The following is a 21,564-nucleotide window of genomic DNA, read 5'->3' as shown; positions in this document are numbered from 1 at the left end:
CGCGGCGTAAGCTTCACGCGTTTTCATCAATTAGCGGAGACCCACAGTGGGTACTTGTTCGAGTGACAGTTGTCGGCCGGTCTCGGTAACCGGCATTTTCCCGGCAAGATAACGCGCAGCCTTTTTCTGCCGTTGTCTCGCCGTAAAGCGAGCAGCGGCATCCCGATCGTGGCCGGTTTTGGCCCGACTCCCGACGTCCTCTCATCGACGCTGAACAGCGTGTGATGTTCGACCCCGTGTCGTCATCGCAGCGCCTCGACACGCCTGCTCGACGGTTTCCCGGCTGACCCTGGGGGGCACTGCCATGAACCTGACCTGGCTGAAAGAATTCTTCGCCGGATTCCTGCGAAACCGTCACATCGCCCGGCACTTCCGTCGACTGGCGCTGCTGGAAAGCTTCACCGACACCACGGTCAGCCGTGAAGTCCCGCCGACGCTCGCGCAAACCCTGGTCGCCGCCGCCAACAGCGGCACCGGTCAATTGCTGGATAACCTCGGCAGCCACACCGACGGCCTGAGTGAAGCCGAAGCCGATGCCCTGCGCGAGCAATATGGCCTCAATGAAGTCGAGCACGAGCAACCGCTGCCGTGGTGGACGCACCTGTGGCACTGCTACAAAAACCCGTTCAACCTGCTGCTGACCTTGCTGGCGGTGATCTCCTGGCTGACCGAAGACATGAAAGCCGCCATCGTGATTTTCTCGATGGTGGTGCTCTCGACCTTGCTGCGTTTCTGGCAGGAAACCAAATCCAACCAGGCCGCCGACGCGCTCAAGGCGATGGTCAGCAACACCGCCACGGTGATGCGTCGGGAGGTGGCGAACAACGGTGCGCAACGCCTCGAATTGCCGATCAAGCAACTGGTGCCGGGTGACCTGATCGTGCTCTCGGCCGGTGACATGATTCCTGCCGATTGCCGAGTGCTCAACGCCAAGGACCTGTTCGTCAGCCAGGCCGCGATGACCGGTGAATCGATGCCGGTGGAAAAATTCCCACGTCAGCAGGACAACCACACCCACAACCCGCTGGACCTCGACAACATCCTGTTCATGGGCACCAACGTGGTGTCCGGCACGGCCATGGCGCTGATTCTCACCACTGGCAACAACACCTATTTCGGCGCGCTGGCGCAGCGGGTCGGTGCCACCGATCGTGCGCCGACTTCGTTTCAGACCGGAGTCAACAAGGTCAGCTGGTTGCTGATCCGCTTCATGTTCGTCATGGCGCCGCTGGTGTTGTTCATCAACGGTTTCACCAAGGGTGACTGGACCGAAGCGTTGCTGTTCGCGCTGTCGATCGCCGTGGGCCTGACCCCGGAAATGTTGCCGATGATTGTCACCTCGACCCTGGCAAAAGGCGCGGTGTTCCTGTCGCGCAAAAAAGTCATCGTCAAACGCCTCGATGCGATCCAGAACTTCGGCGCCATGGACGTGCTCTGCACCGACAAGACCGGCACGCTGACCCAGGACAAAATCTTCCTCGCGCGCAACGTCGATGTCTGGGGCAACGATTCCGATGACGTGTTGGAAATGGCCTACCTCAACAGCTACTACCAGACCGGCCTGAAAAACCTGCTGGACGTGGCCGTGCTGGAGCACGTGGAGATCCACCGTGAACTGAAAGTCGGCACGGCGTTTCGCAAGGTCGACGAGATTCCGTTCGACTTCACCCGTCGGCGCATGTCGGTGGTGGTGGCCGAGCGTGATCAGCCGCATCTGCTGATCTGCAAAGGCGCGGTGGAAGAAGTGCTGGCGGTGTGCACCCGGGTGCGCCACGGCGATGCCGACGAGGCGCTGAGCGATGAATTGCTGGCACGGATTCGCCAGGTCACCGCCACCTTCAATGCCGAAGGCCTGCGGGTGGTGGCGGTGGCGGCGCGGCCGATGATCGAGGGCCGCGACACTTACAGCTTGGCCGATGAACAGGCGCTGACGCTGATCGGTTATGTGGCTTTCCTCGATCCACCGAAGGAAAGCACCGCGCCGGCACTCAAGGCCCTGGCCGCACACGGTGTGGCGGTGAAAGTGCTGACCGGCGACAACGAACTGGTGACCGCGAAAATCTGCCGTGAAGTCGGGCTGGAACAGCAAGGCCTGCTGATGGGCAACGACATCGAACGCATGAGCGACGCCGAGCTGGCGGTGGCGGTGGAGACCACCAACGTCTTCGCCAAACTCACGCCGTCGCACAAGGAACGCATCGTCCGCCTGCTCAAGGGCAACGGTCACGTGGTCGGCTTCATGGGCGACGGCATCAACGATGCGCCGGCCCTGCGCACTGCCGACATCGGCATTTCGGTGGACAGCGCGGTGGACATCGCCAAGGAAGCGGCGGACATCATCCTTCTGGAAAAGAGCCTGATGGTGCTGGAGGAGGGCGTGCTGGAAGGGCGGCGGACCTTCGCCAACATGCTCAAGTACATCAAAATGACCGCCAGCTCGAACTTCGGCAACGTGTTCTCGGTGCTGGTGGCCAGTGCGTTCATTCCGTTCCTGCCCATGCTGCCGATGCACCTGCTGGTGCAGAACCTGCTCTACGACATTTCGCAGATCGCCATCCCGTTCGATAACGTCGATGAAGACATGCTGAAACAGCCCCAACGCTGGCAGCCAGCGGACGTCGGACGCTTCATGCTGTTTTTCGGCCCGATCAGTTCGATCTTCGACATCAGCACCTTTGCCTTGATGTGGTACGTGTTCGATGCCAACACCCCGGACCACCAGACCCTGTTCCAGTCCGGCTGGTTCGTGGTCGGGCTGCTGACCCAGACGCTGATCGTGCACATGATCCGCACGCCGAAGGTGCCGTTCCTGCAAAGCCGCGCCGCCATGCCGCTGCTGGTGATGACGGGCATCATCATGGCCGTGGGGATTTTCCTGCCGATGGGGCCGCTGGCGCATTACTTCAAACTGCAGGCGCTGCCGTCGCTGTATTTCGTGTTCCTGCCGGTGATTCTGCTGGCGTACATGGCACTGACCCAGGCGGTGAAAGGCTTCTATATTCGGCGGTTTGGCTGGCAGTAAGGCTGCCAAAAGTAGGAGCTGTCGCAAGCTGCGTCAGCTCCTACGAAGGCCGCGATCTTTTGATCTTTAAGTCGGACAGAACCCTCGATTTTTAGGAAAGGTCCTACAGAACGCTTCTCGGGTCTTCCGTAGCCTTGCCGCCTCACTCATCAGCCATCGACCTGAGGCCCGTGATGATCAACAAAGCCTTGCGCATCCTGATCGCCGACCAACAGCATTTTTACCGGATGAAAACCGAGCGGTTGTTCAACCAGCTCGGTTATTACCGAGTGGCGCCGGTGCAAAGTCTTGCCGACATGCTGAATCTGGTCGAGTACGGATGCGAGCCGTTCGACCTGGTGATCATCAATGCCTCTCTGGCGGCAGGGGCATTGGATCTGTCCGGGTTCTTGCGCGATAACCGCCAGGTTCACCACGCCTTGATCTACGAAGACCACGCGGCGCTGCCGGATTTAGCCGCCATTCGACGGCTGATGGAGCTCATCGATCCGCCTGCGTGTGAAGCTGCATCGCCACTGGATCAGGAGCGGAGTCGACAACGGATGGGTTGAGTTCAGGGTTACCGTTCGTCGGTACTATCATTTCTGATAGGTACATTTCTCCTGCTTTCCGTGCAAAAGTCATTGCGCAGCCGCTGCGTCTATCCCGGTGGTTACCGGCGGGCAATCGTTGAGTTTTTGCAAAGGAATTGCCATGAAGAAAGCGCTGATTGTGGACGATCATCCGGTGGTACGTGCCGCAGTCACACTTGTACTCGAGCGGGAAGGCTTCAAACTCATTTTTGAGGCGTCCAGTGTTGGCGAGGCCTTATCGATACTTCGTGAGCATGCAGTCGATCTGGTGATACTGGATCTGGTTATGCCCGGTGGCGATGGGCTGGAGCTGCTGGACCGGATCAGGGCCAATGGTTGGCTATGTCTGGTACTGGTTTTCACTTCCCTGGATCCGCTTTTTTTTCAAGAGCGTTGCATGCGCGCCCGGGCCATGGCTTATGTCGCCAAGACCCGCTCCTTGCAACAATTGCAAAAAGCCGTGCACGCCGTCATGGCCGGTTACACCTTTTTCGCGCGGTTGCCTGCGGGATCGCAGGACCCCCGGCAACGCAGCGAAAAAGAGATGATCGATAAACTTTCCAACCGCGAACTGACAATCCTGCGGTATTTGGCCCAGGGTATGAGTAACAAGGCCATCGCCGAGCTTACGCACCTGAGTCACAAAACCGTCAGCACCTACAAGACCCGCTTGATCGAAAAACTGGGCGTGAACGCTGCGGTACACCTGCGCGATTTCGCCAAGCGCAATCATCTGATCTGAATGAACCCGACCGTGCGCATCTTCCTGTGGGTGTTGATCCTATGTCTTGCATCGCAGGCCCTGGTCGCGGTAGCCGACGAGCCTAAGTCATTGCGCCTGCTGGGGCGCTCCACGGTGGATGGCTATGCCGTCCAGCTGGGCATGGATGACCGCAATTGGCTGGTCAGCAAACGGGTGTTGCGCGTCGGAGTAACGGGGCCGGACTACCCGCCCTTCGAATTGACGCGCAATCACGATGAGCTGGAGGGCATTACCGCCGATTACGTCGAGCTGCTTGCGCAACTGCTGCACGTCAACGTCGAGGTGCTGCGCTACGGCACACGCGAGTCGGCGATGGAGGCACTCAAACGCAAAGACCTGGATCTGCTGGGAACCTCCAACAGCTTCGAGGCCGCCGATCCCGAACTGAATCGAACCAGCGCCTATGCCGAAGATCAGCCGATGCTGGTCACCAGACTGGACGAGCGCATGCCCGAGGATCTGGCGGGTAAACGCATTGCCATGGTCGCCGACTATCTGCCGGAGCAGACCGTCAAAGCCTTCTATCCCAAGGCTGATCTGCAACGTTACCCATCGGCGCTCGATGCACTCGGAGCCGTGGCATACAGGCAGGCTGATGTGTATCTCGGGGACCTTATCAGTGCCAATTACCTGATCAACAACAACTACCACAATAACGTTCAGTTGATGGGGCCATCCGGCCTTGACGCCAACCCGTTCGGTTTCGCATTGGTGCGGGACAATACGCGCCTGAAAAACATCGTCGACCAGGCACTGGCGGCGATCCCGATGGAGCAACGCTCTGCCATCGAGCAACGATGGAGTGCCGGCCGCGCCAATCGACTGGGTCTGCAGCGGGTGAGTCTGAGCGCCAGTGAACAGCACTGGCGGGATCAGCATCCGACGGTGAGGGTCGGAGTGGTCGGGGACTTTGCGCCTTTGACTTTCTATGACGCCGAAAGGCGATTCAGCGGGTTGACCGCGCAATTGTTGACGCTGATCAGCCAGCGTAGCGGTTTGAACTTTGACGTGCAGCGGGGCCAATCCCTGGACGAGCAGATCCAGCGACTCAAGGCTGGCGAGATCGACATATTGCCGGCGCTCATCCCCACGACTGAAGGTGTGGCCGGGCTGCGTTTTACCAGCCCTTACGTCACCAATCCATACACGCTGGTCAGTGCAGTCACCCCCGGCAGCCCGAGAACGCTGGACGATCTGGCCGGCAAACGCCTGGCGATTTATCACAGTCATCCCATGCGCGCATTCATTCTTGCCAGGGCACCGCAGGTGCGGATGCTGGATGTGCAAAGCCCGGCCCAAGGCCTGGAAATGGTCATGAAGGGGGAAGCCGATGCCGCGCTCAGTTCGTTGTTCATGACCCGCTACCTGATTGCCCGGTATTACAGCGGGCGTCTGCGCATCAGCAGTACCGTGGGCGATGAACCGGCACGCATCGCTCTGGCGACCGGAAGTGATGCGCTGGAGCTGCACTCGATTCTGAACAAGGCATTGCTGAGCATCTCGCCCCAGGAGATGGACGATCTGGTGGCCCGCTGGAGCAATGACGTGGTGGTGGATGACAGCTATTGGTTGCGTCATCGCCAAGGCATTGTTCAAGCGTTTGCCGTGGCGGGAGCCTTGCTGTTGCTCGCCTTGGGCTGGATCGCCTGGCAGCGTCGGCAGATCCGCCAGCGCCAGCAATGGTTGCGGCAATTGCAGGACGCCAAGGCTGAGGCGGAGGATGCCAATGGCGCCAAAACCACTTTTCTGGCGACCATGAGTCACGAGCTACGCACACCGTTGTACGCCCTGATCGGCATGCTCGAACTGGCCTTGAAGCGTGCGGACGAGGGCGTCACCGACCGTAGCGCCATTGAGGTGGCGTCCAGTGCCGCACAACAATTGCTGGCGCTGATCGGCGACATTCTGGATATCGCGCGTATCGAGTCAGGGCATTTATCCCTGACCCCTGAGCGCGCCAATCTGCGGGGGCTGGTGGAGTCGGTGTGTCGGGTTTTCGAAGGCTTGGCACGGCAGAAAGCGCTGGCGTGGCGAATCGATCTGGACGAACACAGTGACTGTGATGTGTTGATCGATCCCACACGCTTCAAACAGGTGCTGTCCAATCTGCTGAGCAACGCCATCAAGTTCACCCATGAGGGTGAAGTGAGCCTGACGCTGCGAGTGGCGGCCGTCATGTCAGGACATCTGGCGGTCAGCGTGCAGATTGAAGACACCGGCATAGGCATCAGCACCGTCGACCGACAACGGTTGTTCAGCCCGTTCATCCAGGCCGATAACGGCCGACAGTCAGCCCGAAGCGGCTCTGGCCTGGGGTTGGTGATCAGCCGCACGCTGTGCGAAATGATGGGCGGGCGGTTGCAACTCGACAGCGTCCTTGGACAAGGCACGCAGGTCGACATCAATCTTGAGCTGATCGCATTGCCGTCGTTGCCTTCCATTGAGGCCGTGGAGAGCGGATTGCAGGCGCCAACGCGGCCACTGACGATTCTGGTGGTTGACGATCACCCGCCTAATCGACTGTTGCTTTCACGGCAACTGAGCCACCTTGGGCATCATGTTCTGGAGGCCGAAGAGGGCGCACGGGCGCTTAAGCTGTGGCGCAAACATGAGTTCGATCTGGTGGTTACCGATTGCAATATGCCCAGGCTCAGCGGTTATGAACTGGCGGGTGCAATCCGCGATGAAGAGTGTGCCAAGGGATTGCCACCTACATTGATTCTGGGCTGTACCGCCAATGCGCAGCCCGAGGAGAAGGCCCGATGCCTGGAGGCGGGCATGGACGACTGCCTGTTCAAACCGATCCTGCTGGCGGATCTGAACACTTGGTTGGCCTCCAGGTTTTTGAACCAGACGCCAGAACCTGTCGCAGAGCCCTTGACGCCGGAGATTGACCTCAGTGGCCTGGAGCAATACGTCGGTGCGGACCGCACGTTGATTGATCGTCTGGTGCGCGAACTGACGGTGACCAACCGGGTGGATCGGGATGATCTGCTCCAGGCGCACGCCAATGGCAATCACTGTGTGCTGCGCGACCTGGCGCACCGCATCAAGGGCGGTGCGCGCATGGTTCGGGCGCAGCGGCTGATCGAGCATTGCGAGCAACTGGAGCGTGTCATCGATGAGGGGAACACGATGCTACTCGACGAAGCCGTCGATCAATTGCAGCACGCGATGTCATCGCTGGATCAACACTTGAGCCAAGATTTAAGTCAGGGCTGAAACTCAATCCCACTGTGGTGCAATGCCGTTGGGGCTGGTCAGTCGCTGGCCGCGATCCAGGCCCGCGATCAGCGCCATGTCGGCGTCGCTCAGGGTCAGGGCGCAGGCGCGCAGGTTGCTTTGCAGGTTGGTGCGTTTGGTGGAAGAGGGGATCACCGCGTACCCCAGTTGCATGGCCCAGGCCAGGGTGACTTGGGCCGGTGTCGCCTGCAGGCGATCGGCGATCTGCTGGATGAGCGGATCTTTCAGCACTTCGCCGTAGGCCAGGGTCATGTAAGAGGTGATCTGGATGCCCTGGCTTTGCGCGAACTCGACGACCTTGCGGTTTTGCAGGTACGGGTGCAGTTCGATCTGGTTGGTGGCGATGTTCTCGGCGCCGACCGCAGCGATGGCTTGCTTCATCAGGTCGACCGTGAAGTTGGACACGCCGATCCGACGGGTCAGGCCCAGTCGTTTGGCCTCGAGCAGCGCCCCCATGAACTCTTCGACCGGCACCTGATCTTCCGGTGACGGCCAGTGGATCAGGGTCAGGTCCAGATAGTCGGTTTGCAGCTTATCCAGGCTCTCTTTGAGGCTGTCGATCAACCGGTCTTTGGCAAAGTTGGCGACCCAGATTTTGCTGGTGATGAACAACTCTTCACGGGCAATGCCGCTGGCGGCGATGGCCTGGCCGACCTCGGCTTCGTTTTCGTAGATTTGCGCGGTGTCGATGACCCGGTAACCCAGCTCAAGACCGGTGCTTACCGAATCGATGACCACTTGGCCTTGCAGGCGAAACGTACCAAGGCCGAATGCGGGAATAGACATCAAAGACTCCAGGGGTTGCAGTGGGAATGGGCGGGAGTATCCCCGGCTGCACCCTTGAGAAAAACCGCTGGTTTGGCAAAGCACTGTTTACCGCAAGTCATGAATGGGTTGTTGGAAGATCAAAAAATCTTCCTCCATCGTTCTCCAGATAGAACGATGAGGCTGATTTTTGCAGTCTAGTGCGCCAAAGGTCATGGTTTTAAGCTTTATCCATCGCGTCACACAACAGATTCAGAGGCCAAGATGAAAAACATCATCGGTATCTACACCAGTCCACGACCTCATTGGGTCGGCGACGGTTTTCCGGTTCGCACGCTGTTTTCCTACGACAACCTGGGCAAACACATCAGCCCGTTCCTGCTGCTGGATCACGCAGGTCCCGCCGAATTCACTCCGACCACCGAGCGTCGTGGCGTGGGTCAGCATCCGCACCGCGGGTTCGAAACCGTGACGATCGTCTACAAGGGCGAGCTGGAACACCGTGACTCCACCGGCAGCGGCGGCAAGATCGGCCCCGGCGATGTGCAATGGATGACCGCAGCCTCGGGGATCATTCATGAGGAGTTTCACTCCGAAGGTTTCGCCAAAACCGGCGGCACCCTGGAAATGGTGCAGCTGTGGGTCAACTTGCCGGCCAGGGACAAGATGGCCGAGCCCGGTTACCAGACGATTCTCGACGGCGACATTGCGCGTATCCCGCTGAAAGACAATGCCGGCAGCCTGCGCTTGATCGCCGGTGAGTTCGACGGCCACAAAGGCCCGGCGCGCACCTTCACGCCGATCGACGTGTGGGATGTGCGCTTGAACGCCGGCAAGTTGCTGACCCTGGATCTGCATGAAGGACGCAACACCGCACTGGTGGTGCTGCGCGGTACGGTTCAGGTCAATGGTCAGGAACTGGTGCGTGACGGGCAGTTGGCGTTGTTCGAACGCAACGGTGATCAGCTCAGCCTCGAAGCCGACAACGATGCAGTCGTGCTGCTGCTCAGCGGCGAGCCGATCGACGAGCCCATCGTCGGCCACGGCCCGTTTGTAATGAACACCGAGCAGGAAATTCATCAGGCCTTCAGCGACTTCCAGTCGGGCCGGTTCGGCCGGATGAGCGGTTGAATACGACGCAGTAGTGGGTTGCTCTGCAACCTGGTATCTCCCACATTGGTTTTGTGGTGTTTTGCAGATCGCAGGCTTCGCCAGCTCCTACAATCTGTGAGATCTTCACGCCATTGGCCATTGTTGGAGTCGCTTGATGCTGTCACTGCTCACCAATCACCCGTTGCTTAGCGCGCTGATCCTGATCCTGATAGATCTGGTGTTGTGGCGTTTGATCACGGCCAGTAGCAGCAACTGGAAACTGGCCGCGCGGGTGGTGATTTTCGCGTTGTTCAGCGTGCTGCTGTTCAACGAAGGCTTGAACCCCATGGCGCCGGCGCCCTGGGCCGACAATGTGCCGTTGCACCTGGCGGCAACCGGTTTGCAGATTGGCTGGTGGCTATACGCAGCGCGCACCCTGACAGTATTGCTCGGCGCGGTGATGATGCAACGGGTCGGGCACACCGGGCGCTTGTTGCAGGACCTGCTCGGCGCGGTGATTTTCCTGATCGCGGTCATTGCTGCCCTGGCGTACGTGCTCGAATTGCCGGTCAAGGGCGTGCTGGCGACATCCGGCGCGTTGGCGATCGTCGTCGGCCTGGCCTTGCAAAGTACCCTCAGCGACGTGTTTTCCGGGATCGTCCTGAACACCACCAAACCCTATCAACTGGGTGACTGGATCTCCATCGATGGCACCGAAGGTCGGGTCACCGACATCGATTGGCGCGCTACACGCCTGCAAACCTCCCAAGGCAGCATGGCGGTGATCCCCAACTCCCTGGCGGCCAAGGCCAAGATCATCAATTTCAGCCGGCCCAGTGATATTTTCGGCGTCTCGATCAGTTTGCAAGTGAGCCCCCACGCGCGTCCGCAAACGGTGATCGATGCCCTGGAGCGGGCCATGCAGGGGTGCCGCTTTCTGTTGGACAAACCGGCACCGTGCGTGGCGTTGAAAAGCTCCGGCAGCACCGGCGTGGAGTATGAAATCAGCGGCTTCGTGGTCTCCATGGATCAGAAACGCATGGTGCGCAATCTGCTGTTCGACCTGGCGTTCCGGCACTTGCAGGCATCCGGCGTCATCCTGTTGTCGAACGTCGAGCCCAACGCTCCTGCGGCCTTGTCACGGCAACGGGCGTTGTTGGACAGCTCGAACATCTTCTCGACCCTGCGTCAGGAAGAGAAAGAAACCTTCAGCCAGAACATGAAGCTGCAAACCTTCCGCGCCGGAGAAATGATCCTGCCAGCGGGGGAGGTCAGCGATCATCTGTTCATCATTGAATCCGGCGTCGTGTCGGTGGAGCTGAGCCGCGGCGGGGTCAAGATCGAAAGCGGGCGCATGGGGCCGGGAGAGGTGATCGGCGAGGGCGGGATTTTGTCCGATATGGCGATGCCGGCGGACTTTAAAGCCAAGACGACCTGCAGCTTGTACCGGATTGAAAGGGAATACCTCCAACCGTGCCTGGATGCGCGGCATGACATCGGTGAAGCGATGAAGACGTTGCTGGATTTCCGCTTGAACAAGGCTCAGGCGCTGAGTCAGGAAACACCCAAGGTGGTGGAGAAAAAAGGGTTTTTGCAGTGGTTGCGCAATCGTAGTCACCAATAGGTTGGTTGCCTGTTCCGGCGCCTTCGCGAGCAGGCGTCGGCGTCGGCACTGTCACTGAAATTCTTCTGGTCTATTGGCATCCTCAACTTCCCAATAATTGGCTATTTGTTCAACCTCAGGTCCGCATTAACGTAGCGCCAACACCCATTGTGATTGGAGCTCGCCATGCAAACCCGTATCGATTTCTACACTGCCTCCCCAGACGCCTTCAAAGCCATGATGGCCCTGGAAACCGCTGTCTCGAAACTGCCCCTGGAAAAGTCGCTGATCGAACTGGTCAAGCTGCGCGCCTCGCAGATCAACGGCTGCGCCTTCTGCATCGACATGCACACTGCCGATGCCATGAAGGACGGGGAAACGCCACGCCGGCTGTTCGCCGTGACCGCCTGGCGCGAGGCACCGTTTTTCACCAATCGCGAGCGCGCCGCACTGGCCTGGACCGAGTCCATGACCCAAGTGAGCCTGACCCACGCGCCGGACGAAGACTATGCGCTGCTCAGCGCCGAGTTCAGCCCCAAGGAAATGGTCGACCTGACGGTGGCGATTTCCACCATCAACAGCTGGAACCGCCTGGCTGTGGGTTTCCGCAAGATGCCTCAGGAGTAACAATCAGACTCAATGAGCATCGGCACTCGGCGCGGCTGGTGGTTGTACCTTGCGCATCAGGGGCACCATCGCCGTGGCGAGAATGAAGCAGACCATGATCATCAGGAACGCGTCGCCGTAGGTTTGCGTCTGCGCTTCGCGATACGTCAGCAGCCACAGCTGACGCAGGCTGGCGGTGACGCCGATGTCACCACTCTGGCCGAGGGCGGCGAAGTTATGGCCGACCTGGGACAGCCACTGATTGAGTGCTTCGTTGGTGCTGTTGAGGTTCTCCGCCAACCGGGTGAAGTGCAGGTTGGTGCGGTCATTGAGGATGGTCGCGCACGCGGCGATCCCCATCGCGCCGCCAAGGTTACGCATCAGGTTAAATAACCCCGAAGCATGTTTGAGCCGCGACGGTGCCAACCCGCCAAGGGTCAGGGTCACCGCCGGCGGCACCGCCAGTTGTTGCGCGATCCCGCGCAAGGCTTGCGGCAGTATCAATTCCCTGGCGCCCCAGTCGTGGGTGATCGGGCTGAAGTCCCACATCGACAGGGCGAACAGCCCAAGGCCGGTCATCATGATCCAGCGCAGGTCGATGCGATTGGCCAGAAAGGCGTACAGCGGAATCGCCATAATCTGGAACACCCCGGTGGAAAACACTGCCAGGCCAATGTCCAGCGCGCTGTAGCCGCGTACCCGGCCGAGAAACAGCGGCGTCAGGTAAATCGTCGCGAACAAGCCGATCCCGGTGACGAACGAAAAGAAACAACCGAGGGCGAAGTTGCGGTCTTTCAAGGCGCGCAGATCGACGATCGGGTTGGCCACGTACAAGGTTCGACCGATGAAGGCCAATCCGGCCAGGCCGCTGATCCACGCAGTGGTCAGAATCGTGCTGTCGCTGAACCAGTTCCAGCGCGGGCCTTCTTCGAGGGTGTATTCCAGGCAACCGAGAAACACCGCCATGAACAGCATGCTCAGGTAGTCGGCGCCTTTGAGCAGCGACAATTCCGGCTGGTCGATTTTCACCAGCATCGGCACTGCCACCGCGACGAAAATCCCCGGCACCAGGTTGATGTAGAACAGCCAGTGCCAGGACGAAATGTCAGTGATCCAGCCACCGATGACCGGCCCCAGCGTCGGCGCCAGCGAGGCCACTGCGCCGATGGTTGCGGCGGCGATCACCCGTTGCTTGCCGGTGAAGAAAAAGAAGGCGGTGGTGAACACCAGCGGAATCATCGAGCCACCGAGAAACCCTTGCAGGGCGCGGAAGGCGATCATGCTCTGGATGTTCCAGGCCACACCACAGAGCAGGCTGGCCAGGGTGAAGCCAATCGCCGAGGCGCAGAACAGCCAACGGGTCGAGAACACCCGGGACAACCAGCCCGACAGCGGAATCACGATGATTTCGGCGATCAGGTAACTGGTCTGCACCCAGGCGGTTTCGTCGGTGCCCGCCGAGAGCCCGCCGCCGATGTCACGCAGCGACGCCGAGACGATCTGGATATCCAGCAGCGCAATGAACATGCCGATGCACATCGTGGCGAAGGCGAACACCTTGGTCGCCGTCGCCATGTTGGCGGCGTTGAACGGTTGCGCAGGGGCGACGAGGGCGCGGCTCATGGCGCGCTGGCCACGGTTGGGGTTTGCGCTTCAGGCTCGGCGCGGGTGTCCACTTCGGCCGTCACCGACAGGCCTGGACGCAGATGACCGAGTACGCCATCCGCCGGGTCGAGCAGGATCCGCACCGGCACCCGCTGGACGATTTTGGTGAAGTTACCGGTGGCGTTTTCCGGTGGCAGCACGCTGAACTGCGACCCGCTGGCCGGCGCCAGGCTGTCCAGATGCCCGTGGAACTCTCGCCCCTTGAGCACGTCGGCATGTACGATCACACGTTGGCCCGGCGTCATCCGCGCTAGCTGATCCTCCTTGAAATTGGCATCGACCCACAATCCGCTGGCCGGCACCAACGACAACAGTTGCGAACCGGCCTGGGCGTAAGCGCCGACCCGCGCCCGACGATTGCCGATCACGCCGTCGACGGGGGCTTTCAACTCGGTGTAGCCGACGTTCAACTGCGCCAGATCACGCTCGGCCCGCGCCTGTACCAATGCGGCACGGGCTTGTTGTTTCTGGGTTTCGATCACGTTCAACTGGCGTTGCGCGGCCAGCAGTTCGGCCTGGGCCCGGGCACTTTGCGCCTGGGCCGTCTTGAAGGTGGCGTCGGCACGTTGCGCGCTTTCCACCGAGACGGCATTGCTGCCCACCAGGCGTTTGTAGCGGGCATTGTCGTCCCGCGAGCGCGCGGTTTCGGCGCCCGCGGCATCGATGCCGGCGCGGGCCTGGCCGATCACCGCGTGTTGCAGTTGTTCGGTGGCGTCGAGGTTGGCGAGCAATGCTTCTTCAGCGGCCACCGCGCCTTCAGCCTTGGCCAGGTTGGCGCGATAGTCACGGGCGTCGATCCGGATCAGCACATCGCCGGCCTTGACCCTCTGGTTGTCGGTCACCAGCACTTCTTCGATATAGCCGGCGACTTTCGGGCCGATCACCGTGACGTCGCCACCAATGTAGGCATCGTCGGTTTCTTCGATGAAGCGCCCGGCAGTCCACCAATGGTTCGCGTACAGCCCGATGAACACCAGGGCTGCGATGGCTGCCGTCAGCAGCACCAGCCGTTTCAGCAGGGGAGGCTTGGGTGGGGTCGCTGCGACGGCAAGGTCGGGTTCAAGGCTGGGCATGCTGGTCATGGAGAAATACCTGTGGGAAACGAGGCGTTATTATGGGTATAATATGACGTAGGTAATATTTTGTGGCAACGGGTTTTGGCTACCGGTCGTCTGGTGCTCCCAAGTGGAATCCATTGCTTCCGGTTAATAGGAAGCATTACTATTTGCACTTCATCCCTACAGCACGCCGCAATGACCCCCAAGCTGCCCCGCAGACCTGGCTTTTTCGAGCATTATGAAGAGTTGATCGGCACCTGGACCCGTCGTCTGAGAAATCGTCAGCAGGCCGAGGACCTGGCCCATGACACCTTCGTGCGGGTGCTCGAGTCCGATTCGGCGGCGGTGCAGCAACCTCGGGCGTATTTGCACCAGACCGCGCGCAACATCGCGGTGGACGGTTATCGGCGTGAGGATCGGCGGGGCGCCATGGAGTCGGAGGCGATCGATCACAGTGTGTCGTCGTCCGGCGACCCGGAGCATTTCATGCACGCGATCCAGTTGGCGGATTCCATCGAGCGGGCGCTCACCGAGTTGCCGCTCAACTGCCGCAAGGTGTTCGTCTGGCAGAAGATCGAAGGCCTGACCCAGGCCGAAATCGCCGAGCGCCTGGGGCTGTCCAGGAACATGGTGGAAAAGTATATGATCCGCACCCTGCGGCATCTGCGTGATCGTCTGGACGGGGCACAGCCATGATGGATACTCGTGATTGTGCGTGCGGGCAAACAACGGTTCGCGACGACGCGGCGCGGTGGTTTGTGCGTTTGCAGGAACCTGCCACCAGCGCCGAAGAGCAGCGCCGCTTCGAGAGCTGGCTGGACGAACACCCTCAGCATCGCAACGAATATCAGATACTCCAGAACCTGTGGGTGGCGGCCGATCGATTGCCGGCCAAGCGTCTGCACGCCTTGTGTGAAACCCCGGCGGTGCGCAGTAAACGTCGTCCGCTGGTGCGTTACGCGGTGGCCGCCAGCGTGTTGGCGGTGGCGCTCGGCCTGGGGCTGTTCAGCGGCTTGAACCCTCCGGCGACCTACACGGCTGAATATTCCACGGCCCTTGGCGAGCGTCGTCATGTGGCGTTGCCGGACGGTTCGGTGATTGATCTGAACAGCCGCAGCCGGGTGCAGGTGCGCTATGAAAAGGACCGTCGCGGCATCGAGTTGACGCAAGGCGAGGCGATGTTCAGCGTCGAGCACGACAGCAGTCGACCGTTCGTGGTCGAGGCGGGCAGCGGCAGGGTCACGGTCACCGGCACCCGGTTCGATGTGCGCCGCGACAGCGCCGAAACCCGGGTCGCGGTGGAGCAGGGCACGGTCAGGGTTCAAGGGGGTGGCGATGATTTCGTCAGCCTCACCGCCGGCTTCGGCACTCGCATCAATGCCCAGGGCAAGGTGGCCACCGCCTATATGGTCAACCCTGCGGAACTGACCGCATGGCGCAGCGGCAAACTGGTGTTCAACAACGCCAGCCTCAGCGAAGTGGCCGAAGAAGTGTCGCGTTATCGGGAGAAACCGCTGACAGTCGGCAGCGCCAACGTGGGCAACCTGCGCCTGACCAGCGTGTTCAAATCCGACAACACCGATGCGCTGCTCAAGGCCTTGCCGAGCATTCTGCCGGTGGCCATCCGCACCCTCGATGACGGCAGCCAGGAAATAATCTCCCGATAGATTCAGGTTTTTTTCGAGTTCTTCGTCTTCTTGTCCAACTGCAACTGGTTTGCATTAACAGACACGCACTCTTGCGATCCACAGGACAACGTTTGACGTGAAGAAAACCACCGCTAAAAATAACAAATCATCCTGGCTGCCCCTCGCGCTCGCCCTGTCGGTCAGCTCGGCGCTGCCTCAGGCATTCGCCGCCGACGCCATTCATATTCAGGCTCAGCCACTGGGCCAGGCCTTGAGTCAGCTGGGCCAGCAAACCTCGTTGCAGGTTTTTTTCAGCCCGGAACTGGTGGCTGGCAAACAGGCACCGGCAGTCGATGGCAACCTCTCGCCGGAACAGGCCTTGCGCCAATTGCTGCAAGGCAGCGGTCTGCAATACCAGATCGATGAGGGTTCGGTCACGCTGATGCCGGCACCGACTTCCGCCTCAAATGGCCCGCTGGAACTGGGCGTGACCGACATCAAGGTGGTGGGTGACTGGCTCGGTGACGCCGATGCCGCCGTGGTGCAAAACCATCCCGGCGCGCGCACGGTTATTCGCCGTGAAGCGATGGTCGAGCAGGGCGCCATGAATGTCGGCGACGTATTGCGGCGTGTTCCCGGCGTGCAAGTGCAGGACGCCAACGGCACTGGCGGCAGCGACATCTCCCTGAACGTCGGTGTGCGCGGCCTGACTTCGCGCCTGTCGCCACGCTCCACCGTACTGATCGACGGTGTGCCGGCTGCCTTCGCCCCTTACGGCCAGCCACAGCTGTCGATGGCGCCGATTTCCTCCGGCAACCTCGACAGCATCGACGTGGTGCGCGGCGCCGGTTCCGTGCGTTACGGGCCGCAGAACGTCGGTGGCGTGATCAACTTCGTCACCCGCGCGATCCCGGAGAAAGCCACCGGTGAAATCGGCACCACCATGGAAACCACCCAGCGCGGTGGCTGGAAACACATCGACACCGCGTTTCTCGGCGGCACCGCCGAAAACGGCATGGGCGTGGCGCTGTTGTATTCCGGGGTGAACGGCAACGGTTATCGCAAAAGCAACAACGGCAATGACATCGACGACGTGATCCTCAAGACTCACTGGGCGCCCACCGATCAGGACGATTTCAGCCTCAATTTCCATTACTACGACGCCAGCGCCGACATGCCCGGTGGCCTGACGCAGAAGCAGTACGACGCCGATCCGTTCCAGTCCGACCGCGACCACGACAATTTCAGCGGCCGCCGCAAGGACGTGTCGTTCAAATGGGCGCGGCAGATCGACGACCGGACCCAAGCCGAAGTGCTGACCTACTATTCCGACAGCTTCCGTGGCAGCACCATCGCCGCGCGTGACCAGAAAACCCTCAACTCCTACCCGCGCACGTACTACACCTTCGGCATCGAACCGCGGGTGTCCCATGTGTTCGACCTGGGCCCGACCACGCAGGAAGCCAGCGTCGGTTATCGCTACCTGAAAGAAGGCATGCACGAAGAGTCGAGCCGTCTGGCGCTGGTGAACAATCAGCCGGTGGTCAGCAAAACGTCCGATGGCCATGTGTTCCAGGACCGCACCGGTGGCACCGAGGCCCACGCCGTTTACATCGATGACAAGATCGACGTCGGCAACTGGACCGTGACCCCCGGCATCCGTTTTGAAAGCATCAGCACCGAATGGCACGACAGGCCGGTGCTCGACACCGCCGGCAAACCGGTGCAGGAAAAACGCCGCAGCATCGACAGCAACGAGCCGCTGCCGGCCCTGAGCGTGATGTATCACCTGTCCGAGGCCTGGAAGCTGTTCGCCAACTACGAAACCTCGTTCGGCAGCCTGCAATATTTCCAGCTCGGCCAGGGTGGTTCGGGTGACAACACCGCCAATGGCTTGAGCCCGGAAAAAGCCAAGACCTACGAGCTCGGTACGCGCTACAACGATGACGTGTGGGGCGGGGAAGTGACGCTGTTCTACATCGACTTCGATGACGAACTGCAATACATCAGCAACGACGTGGGTTGGACCAACCTCGGCGCGACCAAGCACCAGGGCCTTGAAGCGTCGGTGCATTACGACCTGTCGGCGCTCAACCCGATGCTCGATGGCCTGACCGCCAACGCCGGTTTCACCTACACCCGCGCCACGTATGAAGGCGAGATCCCGGGCTTCAAGGGCCGTGATCTGCCGTTCTACTCGCGTCAGGTGGCCACCGCCGGGCTGCGTTACGACATCAACCGCTGGACCTACAACCTCGATGCCTTTGCCCAGTCCAGGCAGCGTTCACCGGGGACCGGAGTGAATGCCGATGGCAGCTTCAGCGGCAACTACATCACCGAAGGTTCCGCAGACGGGCAGTACGGTGACATTCCGGGTTACGTGACCTGGAACGTGCGCGGTGGTTATGACTTCGGTTCGCAGTTGTCGAACCTGAAAGTCGGCGCCGGGGTGAAAAACATCTTCGACAAGCAGTATTTCACCCGTTCCAGCGACAACAACTCGGGGATGTACGTCGGTGCGCCACGCACGTTCTTTGTGCAGGCCAGCGTCGGATTCTGATGAGTGACTGGTCGGCAATTCCGGGTTGCCGATCAGCTTCTGATAGGTGTCGACACAGGCTTACGGGGCGGCATCTGGCAGTCGGAAGTCGATGACAGGCGAAGGATTGCCTGCCATGTCCACGGTCTTGAGGCAGATTTTTTTCTCGCCGTCGCTCGTGTCCACTTCAAAATCCAGCAGTGGCGGCCTGACCTGCTTATATCCCTCAGCTTGTTGGCAATCAATCGTGGCCGATGTACCGATCTTGTATTGATGCCCTGCTACATCCAGATCGGGCGTGACCTGAGAAGGCGCTACAGAATAGACGCCCTCTCCTCTATTCGTGATGTTGAATACTGGCGCCATTTGAGCGGGTTCTGCCAATACCCACCGCCAAAAAATCCTGGCGTTTCGCGCATCCCATTTTCCGGGTGGTCCCGCCTGATGGTTTTGCCCCATCACGCACAAGAAATACAGCCCTGGTCCTTGGCGCAGTTCATAGCGTAACTCGCTCTCGCCGCCTGAGTCAGTGGTACGCACCTCACTGTAATCCCTGATATCCGCACAATTTTCGGCAGTGCGCGTGTACTTGAAGCGAAAGAAGGGTTGGTTGCTCGAAAAACGATGCTCCCACAACAACGGCAGGTAGTTCCCTTGTTCATCTCGGGGCTGTTTGAGGAAGTGATCGCCATACTTCGAGCCGAATTCCGACACGGGCCCCAGTACACAGGGCTCGCGGTCCCCAACGAAGCGCCCCCCTCTAAAACAGGTATCCAGGCCATTGGCGGGCGTCGAGTAATTGGTGTCTTGCGCTTTATTGGGCATGCCTTCGATGACTTCGCAAGGTGCGCTGATACTGCATCGCGATCGCCCGCTGTCGCGCGTGGTGGTGCCAATCACCGCGACGATTTCGTTGGTGTAGCGATTCAGAAGTGGAGAGCCAGAGATTCCATTGATGACCCCCAGGCATCGATTGCTGATTTGATCCACCCAAATCCACCCGGCTTCGAGAATTCCTGCGCGGTGTTCCTGCGGACATGCCGAACGCTGGATAAAATCATCGACAGCGGCGCCAACCACCAGCGTATCGGTGCCTTCGGTCAGGGCATGGCTCGCAACTTTCAAGGGCTGGATGCCATCGTTCATCACTTGGCCGAGGGTGCGATCGAGTACCAGCAGCGCAATGTCCTGGCCACGCAGGGTGCTCCAGGCGATTCTGGTGATGGGATAGTTTTTTTGTTGTGGCGTCGTGTCCCGGAAAAAATTGAAGGTAGCCTGTCCGGACGCAGGCTCGTTCACGATAAATCGACCGACATTACCTTTTGCACAATGACCTGAGGTGAGCACATACGCTGGGCCGCTGCGATCATCGTTTGCTCCACGGGTATCGATCAGGCTGCCGCTGCAGATCCGGCCTTCATCAACCTTGACCCTGGCGATGGACTGCCAATGGTTGTATCGCCCGTCGGCATTGGACAAGAGACGTGCCGGTGCGAAATTTTCAATACCTTCGCCCCAGTCATGTTGGGCAAGCGGCGATTTGCTGCAACCGTTCGCGCCCATCAGCAGCAACAAAACCAGCAGAACCTTGAGGTTGAACGTGTTCATGAGGAGCTCACCCGCCTGGGATATTCAACTCATGGTCGATGCGCAGCCAAAACGTGTCTACTGTCAGAACTGATAGTAAAGCGGCGAAAAATACGACCTCCTGTCGTTTTTCGTGCTGCTGAGCATTAGACCTTCAGCACTTTCCCTCCAATCGCCACCGCCACCAGCAGGCCCCCCATTAGACCGAACGCGAAGCTCAGGCTGCTGCCATGAGCCACAAAACCGATCACCGCCGGTCCCGCCAGAATCCCGGCATAACCCAGGGTCGTGATGGCCGGCACCGCGATGCTTTGCGGCATCACCGTCTGCTTGCCCACGGCGGTGTACAGCACTGGCACGATGTTCGAACAACCGGCACCGAGCAGCGCATAACCGAGCAGCGCGGCTTGCCATCCCGGTGCGAAGGTCGCCAGAAACAATCCTGCCGCAGCCATCAGTCCGCCGAACAGAATCACCCGCGTGGCGCCCAGGTGCCGGACAATCGCGTCACCGGTCAATCGCCCGGCGGTCATGGTCAGCGCAAATGCCGCATAACCCAGCCCGGCATACGCGGTGTCGATCCCGCGTTCCTGCGCCAGGAACACCGCGCTCCAGTCGAGTGCCGCGCCTTCAGCCAGGAACACGATGAAGCACATCCCGCCGATAAACAGCACGATGCCATGGGGCACGGCAAATGCCGGGCCGGAGCTTTCACTGCCGTAAGGCAACAGGTGCGGCGCGGCTTTAAGCAATGCCAGCACCAGCACCACGATCACCACGCACATCGCCCCCAGCGGCGAAAAACCCAGACCGAGCAGGCCGCTGACACCCGCCGCGCCGACGATCCCGCCGAGGCTGAACAGCCCATGAAAACCCGACATCATGGTCTTGCCGCTGGCCCGCTCGACGATCACCGCTTGCAGGTTCACCGTCGAATCCACCGTGCCCAGGCCGGCGCCGAACATGAACAATGCCGCGATCAACGCCGGAATCGAGGATACCGTCGCCAACAGTGGCAGCGCCGCGCAGATCAACAAGGTGCCGCCGCTCAACACCCGACGGCAGCCGAAACGCGTCGCCAGAATCCCGGCCATGGGCATCGCCAGAATCGAACCCACCCCCAGACACAACAGCAACAGCCCGAGGGTGCCTTCATCCAGCCCGGCCCGCGCCTTGGCGTAAGGCACCAGCGGCGCCCAGGCCGCGATGCCGAAACCGGCGATGAAGAAGGCGATGCGCGTGGACATCTGTTCCAGACGTCCGGGGACGAAGGTGGCTTGGGTGTTGAGGTTGGTCATATCGATCCTTGGCAAAAAACGTCGCGTCCCAAAGGACAGTGAACAACCGCAAAGGGTTCGATCACCACGTTCAGGCGGGGGCAGCAGTCACGCAGAGTGACATCCTTGCACAGCCAGCCGTTG

General features: G+C 60.3%; 15 protein-coding genes. 10 read left to right on the top strand and 5 right to left on the bottom strand.

Translation table 11 applies throughout. From position 1 onward, the window contains the following. Positions 1–304: 304 nt before the first annotated feature. The 4 genes from mgtA to AC07V0_RS09905 all read left to right on the top strand — a co-directional run bounded on the left by mgtA (position 305) and on the right by AC07V0_RS09905 (position 7,579). Positions 305–3,022, top strand: coding sequence for a magnesium-translocating P-type ATPase (gene mgtA, locus AC07V0_RS09920; protein WP_086945097.1), 2,718 nt, complete (start codon positions 305–307; stop codon positions 3,020–3,022). Positions 3,023–3,195: 173 nt separating this feature from the next. After that, a complete protein-coding gene (locus AC07V0_RS09915; RefSeq protein ID WP_086945096.1) occupies positions 3,196–3,573 on the top strand; it encodes a chemotaxis protein CheY in 378 nt (125 codons plus the stop codon). A gap of 142 nt (positions 3,574–3,715) precedes the next feature. Continuing rightward, the gene (locus AC07V0_RS09910; protein ID WP_064619022.1) at positions 3,716–4,336 is read left to right on the top strand and encodes a response regulator transcription factor; all 621 of its coding nucleotides are present in this window, start codon (positions 3,716–3,718) and stop codon (positions 4,334–4,336) included. Beyond that, entirely contained in the window at positions 4,337–7,579 is a 3,243-nt protein-coding gene (locus AC07V0_RS09905) for a transporter substrate-binding domain-containing protein (RefSeq protein WP_086945095.1), read from the top strand. A gap of 3 nt (positions 7,580–7,582) precedes the next feature. On the opposite strand, the gene dkgB is transcribed toward AC07V0_RS09905, so the two are convergent. Next, positions 7,583–8,386, bottom strand: a complete 804-nt coding sequence (gene dkgB, locus AC07V0_RS09900) for a 2,5-didehydrogluconate reductase DkgB (RefSeq protein WP_086945094.1) — start codon at positions 8,384–8,386, stop codon at positions 7,583–7,585. Between the two features lie 243 nt (positions 8,387–8,629). Here dkgB and AC07V0_RS09895 point away from each other — a divergent pair, with 243 nt between their 5' ends. From AC07V0_RS09895 to AC07V0_RS09885, 3 genes are all read left to right on the top strand, one after another. Then, positions 8,630–9,496, top strand: a complete 867-nt coding sequence (locus AC07V0_RS09895; RefSeq protein ID WP_086945093.1) for a pirin family protein — start codon at positions 8,630–8,632, stop codon at positions 9,494–9,496. A 136-nt stretch (positions 9,497–9,632) separates the two neighbouring features. Next, positions 9,633–11,081, top strand: a complete 1,449-nt coding sequence (locus AC07V0_RS09890; protein WP_064619013.1) for a mechanosensitive ion channel family protein — start codon at positions 9,633–9,635, stop codon at positions 11,079–11,081. Between the two features lie 165 nt (positions 11,082–11,246). After that, positions 11,247–11,687: a carboxymuconolactone decarboxylase family protein gene (locus AC07V0_RS09885; protein WP_018925362.1), complete on the top strand. Its 441-nt coding sequence runs from the start codon at positions 11,247–11,249 to the stop codon at positions 11,685–11,687. Positions 11,688–11,696: 9 nt separating this feature from the next. Here the strand turns inward: AC07V0_RS09885 and AC07V0_RS09880 are convergent, their stop codons facing one another. Both AC07V0_RS09880 and AC07V0_RS09875 read right to left on the bottom strand, forming a co-directional pair. Continuing rightward, on the bottom strand, positions 11,697–13,289 hold the full coding sequence (locus tag AC07V0_RS09880) for a DHA2 family efflux MFS transporter permease subunit (protein WP_064619011.1): 1,593 nt from the start codon (positions 13,287–13,289) through the stop codon (positions 11,697–11,699). Then, positions 13,286–14,413, bottom strand: coding sequence for an HlyD family secretion protein (locus tag AC07V0_RS09875; protein ID WP_086945092.1), 1,128 nt, complete (start codon positions 14,411–14,413; stop codon positions 13,286–13,288). Before AC07V0_RS09875 ends, AC07V0_RS09880 begins: the two co-directional genes overlap by 4 nt. Before the next feature lie 171 nt (positions 14,414–14,584). Between AC07V0_RS09875 and AC07V0_RS09870 the strand changes: the two genes are divergently transcribed. From AC07V0_RS09870 to AC07V0_RS09860, 3 genes are all read left to right on the top strand, one after another. After that, the gene (locus AC07V0_RS09870) at positions 14,585–15,085 is read left to right on the top strand and encodes a sigma-70 family RNA polymerase sigma factor (protein WP_064619006.1); all 501 of its coding nucleotides are present in this window, start codon (positions 14,585–14,587) and stop codon (positions 15,083–15,085) included. Then, entirely contained in the window at positions 15,082–16,056 is a 975-nt protein-coding gene (locus AC07V0_RS09865; protein ID WP_495019550.1) for a FecR family protein, read from the top strand. Before AC07V0_RS09870 ends, AC07V0_RS09865 begins: the two co-directional genes overlap by 4 nt. A 97-nt stretch (positions 16,057–16,153) precedes the next feature. Continuing rightward, positions 16,154–18,577 (top strand): TonB-dependent siderophore receptor, encoded by a 2,424-nt coding sequence (locus AC07V0_RS09860; RefSeq protein WP_086945090.1) that lies wholly within the window; start codon positions 16,154–16,156, stop codon positions 18,575–18,577. 60 nt (positions 18,578–18,637) lie between these two features. Here the strand turns inward: AC07V0_RS09860 and AC07V0_RS09855 are convergent, their stop codons facing one another. Together AC07V0_RS09855 and AC07V0_RS09850 are read right to left on the bottom strand one after the other, a co-directional pair. Further along, a complete protein-coding gene (locus tag AC07V0_RS09855) occupies positions 18,638–20,164 on the bottom strand; it encodes a trypsin-like serine peptidase (RefSeq protein ID WP_086945089.1) in 1,527 nt (508 codons plus the stop codon). Positions 20,165–20,289: 125 nt separating this feature from the next. Continuing rightward, positions 20,290–21,441, bottom strand: a complete 1,152-nt coding sequence (locus AC07V0_RS09850) for an MFS transporter (protein ID WP_018925366.1) — start codon at positions 21,439–21,441, stop codon at positions 20,290–20,292. Positions 21,442–21,564 lie beyond the last annotated feature (123 nt).

It is taken from the genome of Pseudomonas sp. GW821-FHT01E10 (genome assembly GCF_059422365.1).
The sequence above is the reverse complement of the archived record's forward strand: the minus strand, read 5'-3'. Positions and strand labels throughout refer to the sequence as shown.